5 protein-coding genes and 1 pseudogene are annotated in these 8,179 nt (G+C 72.6%); 1 reads left to right on the forward strand and 5 read right to left on the reverse strand.

Features of this window, described 5'->3' with window-relative positions; genetic code table 11:
• Positions 1 to 126 precede the first annotated feature (126 nt).
• Entirely contained in the window at positions 127 to 537 is a 411-nt protein-coding gene (gene rplQ / locus BM228_RS09010) for a 50S ribosomal protein L17 (protein WP_092039109.1), read from the forward strand.
• A gap of 411 nt (positions 538 to 948) precedes the next feature.
• Here the strand turns inward: rplQ and BM228_RS09015 are convergent, their stop codons facing one another.
• The 5 genes and pseudogenes from BM228_RS09015 to BM228_RS09035 all read right to left on the reverse strand — a co-directional run.
• The gene (locus BM228_RS09015) at positions 949 to 2,913 is read right to left on the reverse strand and encodes a response regulator (protein WP_244537070.1); all 1,965 of its coding nucleotides are present in this window, start codon (positions 2,911 to 2,913) and stop codon (positions 949 to 951) included.
• Positions 2,910 to 4,634 (reverse strand): ATP-binding response regulator, encoded by a 1,725-nt coding sequence (locus tag BM228_RS09020; RefSeq protein WP_092039110.1) that lies wholly within the window; start codon positions 4,632 to 4,634, stop codon positions 2,910 to 2,912. Before BM228_RS09020 ends, BM228_RS09015 begins: the two co-directional genes overlap by 4 nt.
• Positions 4,631 to 5,698: a chemotaxis-specific protein-glutamate methyltransferase CheB gene (gene cheB / locus BM228_RS09025; RefSeq protein WP_167367697.1), complete on the reverse strand. Its 1,068-nt coding sequence runs from the start codon at positions 5,696 to 5,698 to the stop codon at positions 4,631 to 4,633. The genes BM228_RS09020 and cheB overlap by 4 nt, the downstream gene beginning before the upstream one ends.
• Positions 5,695 to 7,899: a hybrid sensor histidine kinase/response regulator gene (locus tag BM228_RS09030; protein WP_092039112.1), complete on the reverse strand. Its 2,205-nt coding sequence runs from the start codon at positions 7,897 to 7,899 to the stop codon at positions 5,695 to 5,697. The genes cheB and BM228_RS09030 overlap by 4 nt, the downstream gene beginning before the upstream one ends.
• Positions 7,900 to 7,912: 13 nt before the next feature.
• A pseudogene (locus BM228_RS09035) lies at positions 7,913 to 8,179 on the reverse strand (methyl-accepting chemotaxis protein); the annotation flags it as partial.

An 8,179-nucleotide genomic window follows, 5' to 3' on the forward strand; every position in this document is an offset into this window, starting at 1 on the left:
ACTTCGCGGGCACGACGCGAAGTCTCAAACAAATCCCGCCGCGGGGTTACGCGGATAACAACCGCCTCGATGAGGCGCCCGGCCGTACCGTGGCACGGCGGCCGAGATCAGAAGGAAGCCAGAACCATGCGTCACGGTTATCGCGGCCGTCGCTTCAACCGCACCGCCGAGCACCGCAAGGCGATGTTCGCCAACATGTCGGTCGCCCTGCTGAAGCACGAGCAGATCGTCACCACCCTACCGAAGGCCAAGGATCTGCGTCCCGTGGTCGAGAAGCTCGTTACCCTCGGCCGCATCGACAGCGTCCACACCCGCCGTCTCGCCATGGCGCAGCTGCGCGATGCCGACATGGTCAAGAAGCTCTTCGCCGTGATCGGCCCGCGCTACGCCGGTCGTCCGGGCGGCTATCTCCGCATCATGAAGGCCGGCTTCCGCAAGGGCGACAACGCCCCGCTCGCCGTGATCGAGTTCGTCGACCGCGACGTCGACGCCCGCGGCAAGGATTCGGGTCAAGTCGAGGTCGCCGAGGCGGCCTGAGCCTAGGCTCAACCAACCGGACCAACAGAAAAGCCGTCCCGGGCCATCCGGGGCGGCTTTTTCGCGTCTGAGCCCAAAAAAAGAACCCGCCGGCTTGCGCCGACGGGTTTGGAGCAGGGTCCACGTTTCGAAATCGTCGCGGGAGCTCGTCCTGGCGGTCAGTGTCGGCCTGACCGGGAACTCGACCGCGTCGCGGTTCCGAAACCCCTATCCCTGCCGGTTCTTGTTGGGTGGATCGTCCTGATCCGGGTCGGCCTCGCGGCGTTGACTGGGGAAGATGCCGTGATTGCTCATGGTCCACCTCCACGTTCGTAACCCGGAGCAACACCGCTCCGTAGGGGGTCAATGAGCCGGCAACCGGGTGGTTCCCGATGAAGTGGGGTCCGCGTTCGCCTTCCTGCAAACCCGTCATTAGCTCGCCGCCGCCCCGTCGAGCAGCTCCGAAACCCGGCTCGCCAGGTCGGCGGAGCGGAACGGCTTGGTCAGGACCGGCAGATCGTCGGGGATCTGCATCGCCTCGGCGTGGCCGGTGAGGATCAGGACCGGCAGGGTCGGGTCGCGGTCCCGGATCGCGGCGGCGAGCTCGATGCCGCTCATGCCCGGCATGGCGAGATCGGCGACGATCAGGTCGAAATGGCCCGGCACGAACGACTGGAGCGCGGCCTCGCCGTCGCCGGCCTCGGTGGCCTGATGGCCGAAGCCCGTGAGGAACGAGGCGGTGACGTGCCGGACCTGCGGGTCGTCGTCGACCACCAGGATCCGGGCCGAGCGGGCCGCCACCGGGGCCGCGCCGGCATCCCGGGCCGCCTGCTCGGGCGCCTCGGCCGCGAAGGGGAGGGCGAGCTCGACCCGGGTGCCCCGGCCGACCTCGCTCTCGATGGCGAGGCGCCCCTTCGATTGCTGGGCGAGGCCGAACACCATCGCCAAGCCGAGACCGGTGCCCTGGCCCACCGCCTTGGTGGTGAAGAACGGCTCGCAGACCCGGCGCAGGATCTCGTCCGGGATGCCGGTGCCCTCGTCGGTGACGCTGACGCCGAGATAGGAGCCGTCGGCGATCTCGGGATCCGCGGCGATGTCGAGACGCCGCGTCGCCACCGTGATGGTGCCGCCCTCGGGCATCGCGTCCCGGGCGTTGATGCAGAGGTTGAGCACGGCAAGTTCGAGCTGGTCCGGATCGACCTGGACGGCGGGCAGGCCCTCGGTGAGGTCGGTGCGGACGCTGACCAGGCCGCCGAGGCTGCGGCCGAACAGGTCGCTCATCCCGGTGATCAGGGCGTTGACGTCGGTGGCCCGGGCCTGGAGGTCGTGGGCGCGGCTGAAGCTCAGCAGGCGCTTGGTGAGCGAGGCGCCGCGCTCGGCCGCGCCGCGGGCATTCTCGATCAGGCGCTGCACCCGCGGCTGCTCGGCGACCTTCGGGGCGGCGAGTTCGAGGCTGCCGAGGATTGCGGTCAGCAGGTTGTTGAAATCGTGCGCGATGCCGCCGGCCAGGGTGCCCAGCGCCTGCATCTTATCGGACTGGCGCAGCCGCGCCTCCAGGGTCCGCTGCTCGGTGACGTCCCGCTCGATCACCGCGAGGTGGCTGACCGCGCCGCCGGCATCGCGGATCGGCACCCGGGTCACGTGGCTCCAAAGCTCGGCGCCGACCGGGCCCTCGCTGGTCAGGCTCTCGGCCACCGTGCCGGAGCGGATCGCGGCGGCATCCGCCTCGGCCACCGCGCCGCCTTTGGCGCCCAGCAGGTCGCCCTCGCGCTGCCCGAGGCAGCTGAACACGTCCCGGCCGAGCAGGGTCGCCTTGCGGGCGTTGAGCCGCACGAAGCGGCCATCCGCATCCTTGAAGCTGATCGCGTCCTGGGCGTGGTCGAGGAGCCCGCGCAGCAGCGCCCGCTCGGTGGCGAGGTCGCGGCCGAGGCGATGGCGCTCGAAGGCCTGCCGGACCGTGGAGCGCAGCAGGCTCGCGTCCCAGGGCTTGGTGACGTAGCCGACGATGCCGCCGCGGTTGAGGGCGGCGATCACCGCGGTGATGTCGGCGTAGCCGGTGAGCAGGATCGCCTGCGCGTCGTGGAAGGCCCGGGCCTCGGCCAGCAGCGCGTCGCCGGTGAGGCCGGGCATGCGCTGGTCCGACAGCACCACGGCGATGTCGGGCTCGGCATGCAGGATCTCGAGCGCCTCGTTGGGGTTCGAGGTGGTCAGCACCCGGTAGGAATCCTCGAACAGGTCCTCCAGGGCGATCAGGATGTCCGGCTCGTCGTCGACGGCCAGGATGGTCCCGATGGGGCCGTCGTACCCGGCCCGCGATCCGTTCTGAGAATGCGTATCCGTCACCGAACCGGTGTCCAAAACGGCGGAGATTCCTCGACCTGACGTGCCGTCACTCATGCGCTGGCCGCCTGCCGCGGAATCCCGATCACGAAGCAGGCTCCGCCTTCCGGCGCCGTCTCCACGGTGAGCGAGCCGCTATGCGCCTGAACGACGCTGTAGGCAATCGCAAGACCGAGACCCGTGCCTGAACCCACGGGCTTTGTGGTGAAGAATGGCTCGAAGATCTTCTCGCGCAGGTCTTCCGGGATACCAGGACCAGTATCGCTGATGCGGATCTCGTCCACCTCCGGGTTCGACACGGTATCGATCCGGATCGTGCCGCCCTGCGGCATGGCGTCGGCGGCGTTGCCGAGGATGTTCATCACCACCTGGTTGAGCAGCGCCGGGGTGCAGTGGATCTCGGCCCGGCCGGCGAAGCTGCGCTCCACGGCGATCCGGTCGCCGAGCTTGTGCTGGATCAGGGCCAGCACGGTCTCGATCGCCTCGGGCACGTTGACCAGCGCCCGCTCGCCCTCGTCCAGCCGCGAGAACTTGCGCAGGTTCAGCACGAGATCCTGGATCCGGGTCAGGCCCATCCGCATCGAGCCGACCCGCTGGCGGGCCTTGTCGACGGCGCGGGCGGCGGCCTCCGGGGCGGCATCGGGCAGCTCGTTGAGCAGGCGCTCCACCGTGCCCTGGTGGGCGAGGATAAAGGCCAGAGGGTTGTTGATCTCGTGGGCGATGCCGGCGACCAGCTCGCCGAGCGAGGCCATCTTGGCGGCCTGGACCAGCTTGGCCTGGGCCTCGGTGATCTGGCGGTTGGCGTCCGCGAGGTCGCGGTTGGCCCGTTCCAGGGCGTCAGCGAGACGGGCGCGGGCCTCGGAGGCCTCGGCCTCGGCGCGGGCGCGTTCCACCGCCCGCTCGCGCTCGCCGAACTGGCCGGCGATGCGGCGGTCGTCCTCCTCCAGCAGGCGGCGGCGGACGAAGCCGCGGACCCGCAGGGCCAGCACCTCGGCATCGGTCTTCGAGACCACGTCGTCGGCGCCGGCCGCGAAGGCCTCCACCAGAAAGTCCTTGGCCGGGTCGCTGCCGGCGATGCCGACGAGGTGGAAGCCGGCGCCGGCCGCCTGGCCGGAGCGGCGCTGGCTGATCGCCCGGCACAGGGTCAGGCCGTCATAGGCGTGGCCGAGCAGGTCGATGGTCACGCAGTCGAACGCCGCCTCGCCGACCCCTTCCAGCGCCTTCAACGCGGCGTCCGGCCCGTCCGCGGTGGCGACGTGGTGGCCCTCCTGCCCGAGGAGACCCGCCAGGAAGGTCCGGTAAGTGACGCTGCCGTCGATCACCAGGATCCGGCCGCGCCGGAACGCCGCCGCCCCCGGCCCCTCGCCGTCGGCCGACGAGCGGCGCTCGCGCAGCAGGGCGCGGATGCGCAGGATCATCAGGTCGCGGTCGGCCGATTTCGGCAGGTAGGCGTCGGCGCCGCTCTCCAGGCCCTTCCGCTCGCCGCCGCCGCCGCCGGTGAGCATCAGCACCGGCAGGGCGCGGGTGCGCAGGGACAGGCGCATCTGGCGGATCAGCTCGTCGCCGTCCATGCCGGGCAGGTGATAGTCGGCGACCACCAAGTCGGGCTGGCTGCGGTTGAGATGGTCGAGGGCGGCCTCGGCCGAGGGGCAGCGCTCCACCACGAAGCCGTGGGCCTCCAGCAGGAGACGCAGCTCAAGGGCCTGCGTCTCGGAATCCTCCACGAGCAGGATCCGGGCGGGTCCGTCCCGGTGGGCGCCGGCCTCCGTCGCCGTCACGGCCGCACTCCCGGATCGGCCAACCGCAGGACGTGGTCGGCGATCCGGTCCAGCGGCAGGATCGCCCGGGCGGCGCCGAGCCGCACCGCCGCCGCCGGCATGCCGTAGACCACCGCGGTGCTCTCGTGCTCGGCCACCGTCTGGGCGCCGGCGCGGTGCATGTCGGCGAGGCCGATTGCGCCATCCTCGCCCATGCCGGTGAGCAGCACGCCGATCCCCGAAGCGCCCGCTTGCCGGGCGAGGGAGCGGAACAGCACGGTGGCGGCGGGGCGCTGGCCGGAGACGGGGTCGGTCCCGACCACGCGGAGGACGCGGCCTGTGCCGATCTCGAGGTGGCGGTCGCCGGGAGCGACGTAGACCCGGCCGGCCTCGGCGCGCTCGCCGTCCTGGGCCAGGGAGACCGGCAGGGCGACGACACTGTCGAGCCAGTTGGCGAACCCCTCCATGAAGGCCGCGCCCATATGCTGGACCACCAGCACCGGCAGCGGAAAGGTTTTGGGGAGGGCGCCGATCACCCGGGCGAGGGCCGGCGGGCCGCCCGTCGAGGCGCCGATCGCCAGCAGGCTCGGGGCCTGCCCGGCCGGCTCGGCGGGGGGCGCGAAGGAGGCGGCGCTGGTGCGGCCGGCCCATTCGGTGCCGATCGGCCGGCGCCGGATCACCGGGACCTGGGCCATGATCCGCAATTGCGTGCAGATCTCGCCCGCCACCGCCTCGTAGCCGGCATGGGTGGTGGCGACGGGCTTCTCGACCACCGACAGGGCGCCGGCGCGCAGCGCGTTCATGGAGATCCGCAGCGAGGAATCCTCCACCGCGTCGGCGACCACGACGATCGGGGTCGGGTGCTCGGCCATGATCCGGCGGGTGGTCTCCAGCCCGTCGATGCCGGGCAGGCGGATATCCATGGAGATCACGTCGGGCCGCACGGCCTGAAGGCTCGCAATCGCCTCCTCACCGGAGGCCACGGCGGCCACCAGCTCCAGCCGGGGATCGCGCGACACGATGTAGCGCAGCAGCTCGCGCACCACGAGGCTGTCCTCGACCAGCATGACCCGGACCGGCGTCATAGCAGCTGTCCGATCGTGTCGAGCAGCTGGCGCTGATCGAAGGTCTGCTTGGTCAGGTAGGCGTCGGCCCCGAGGTCGAGGCCGCGGGCCACGTCGGCCTCGTCCCCGCGGGAGGTCATCAGGATCGTCGGCAGCCGAGCGAAGCGGGTGTCGGCGCGCAGCGCCTTGAGCAGGCCGAAGCCGTCCAGGCGCGGCATCTCCACGTCCGCGAGGACGAGGTTGATCGGCTCGATCTCGGCCCGCAGCCGGTCGAGGGCGTCCTGACCGTCGACGCAGACGACCACGCGGTAGCCGGCGGCTTCCAAGATGCCCTTCTCCAAGGTCCGGGTGGTGATCGAATCGTCGACGACCAGGATGGTCGCCCGCGCGGCGGCGCGGGGTGAGGTCGTCGAACGTGGAGCCTGCGCCATCGTTCCGGGCGACAGGCCCGTCGATGTCGCAGCCCGGGCGGCGAGGCCCTCGGGGTCGAGGACGAGCACCGGCACGTCGCCGGGCAGCACCGCCGTGCCAGCGATCAGGCCGGGATCGGCCCCGAAGGCCGGAGCGGGCAGGACCAAGAGGGCGCGGACATCGTGCAGGCGGTCGACGCCGAGCACCAGACGGCCACCGCCGGCCCGAAGCAGCACCGCGGTCAGCATCGTCGGATCCTGGCCGGCAGGATCCGGCGCCTGTCCCAGGATCGCGGTGAGATCGGTGACCGGGTGATTGGTGGCCGCCGCGCCCTCGCCGATCCGGACCATGGTGCGGCCCAGGGCGAGGGGCAGGTCGGCCCGGTCGAGGCGCAGCAGGCGCTCCACCGCGCCGCCCGGCAGGGCGTAGGTGCGCCCGGCCGCCTCGACCAGCAGCAGGCTGCGCCGGGCCGCCGAGAGCGGCAGGCTGAAGACCAGGGCGGTGCCCGCGGGCTCGCGCGGCTCCAGGCGGACGCTGCCTTGCAGCTGGCGGGCCGCATCCGCGGCCACCGACAGGCCGTAGCCGCGGCCCGACAGGGTATCGACGGCTTCCGCGGTGGAGAAGCCGGGCTCGAAGACGAGGCGCAGCAGGGTCTCGGGATCGGCGGCCTCCCCGGGGGACAAGAGGCCCCGGTCCCGGGCCGCGGCCTCGATCCGGAAGAGGTCCGGACCCGGCCCGTCATCCTGCACCGTGACCTGGAGGCGCGCACCGCGCACCGCCACCTCCAGCCCGAGGGCCAAGGCCTCGGGCTTGCCGGCGGCCCGGCGGATCTCCGGGCTCTGCCAGCCGTGGCTCAGAGCGTTGCGCAGGGCGTGCAGCAGCGGGTCCTTCAGGGCCTGGAGCAGGCCGCGCTCCACCGGCAGGTCGAGGCCGCGCAGGTCGAGATCGACGTCGCGCCCCTGCTCCCGGGCGGTCTCGCGGATCGAGCGGGCGAGGGGGCCGAGCACAGTCTCGGCCGGCACCAGGGCGAGGCGCTCGGCCTCGGCGCGGACGCGGAACGCCGCGCCCTCGACGGCGCTGGTCGCGGCGGCCTGGCGGCGAGACAGCTCCGCGGCCTCCCGGGCGAAGCCGGCGAGGCGGTCCGCCAGCGCCCGCAGGTCCGGCCGGTCCGCCTCAGATCGGGCGGCCAGGGCTTCGGCCCCGACGCGCAGCTCCCGGGCGGTGCGGGCGAGGCGCGCCAGCCCCTCCGCCGCGGGGGCCTGGGCCGCCAGGGTGCTGGTCAAATCGTGGCTTGCCCGGGCCAGGGCCTCCACGGCCTCCCCGGGCACGCGCAGGATCGCGGCGCCGGACTCGGCCGGCTCGGGGGCCGGCGCGGCAGCAGGCGAGGCAGGGGCGGGCGGGGCAGGGGGCTCGGTTGGCGGCGGGGCCTTCGGGGCCTCCCCGGGCAGGCCGAGGCATTGCCCCAGCGCCGAGAGAGCATCGGCCGGCATGTCCGGCCCGGCGCCGTCCTGAAGGCCGGCGACGTAGGTCTCGATCCGGTCGAGGGCGAGCTGGACGGCGTTGGCGGCGGTACGGTCGAGGGCCTGCGCGCCGGTGCGAACCCGCTCGAACAGCGTCTCCAGCCGGTGGGCGACCGCCTCCACGGGGGGCAGATCGACGGCCCGGGCGGCGCCCTTCAGGCTGTGGGCGCGGCGGAACACGTCGTTCCAGTCCGGGGTGGCGCTGCCGAGGGCGGCCCGGATCGCCGTGACGTGCTCGCGGTGCTCGACCTCGAAGGCGGCGAGCAGGAGCTGGCGGATGTCGGCGGGCAAGGCGGCCCGGCCCTCAGTGCCGGTAGCGTTCGGCCAGGGCCATGAGCGCCTGGGCGAGCTCGGTGAGGTTGGCCGAGGCGGTCTCGACCTGGCGGGTGCCCGCCGCCGTCTGCTGGCTGGCCTGCCGGATGTTCTGCAGCGCCCCCATCACCTGCTCGATCCCCAGCTGCTGCTGGTTGGTCGAGGCCACGATCTGCTGGAACGTCTGCACGTTCTCCTCCACCCGCGCCGTGATCTCCTCGATCGTCCGCTGCGTCGTGTCCGAGCGCGTCTTGCCCGA

It is taken from the genome of Methylobacterium pseudosasicola, from assembly GCF_900114535.1.
Lineage (GTDB): Bacteria > Pseudomonadota > Alphaproteobacteria > Rhizobiales > Beijerinckiaceae > Methylobacterium > Methylobacterium pseudosasicola.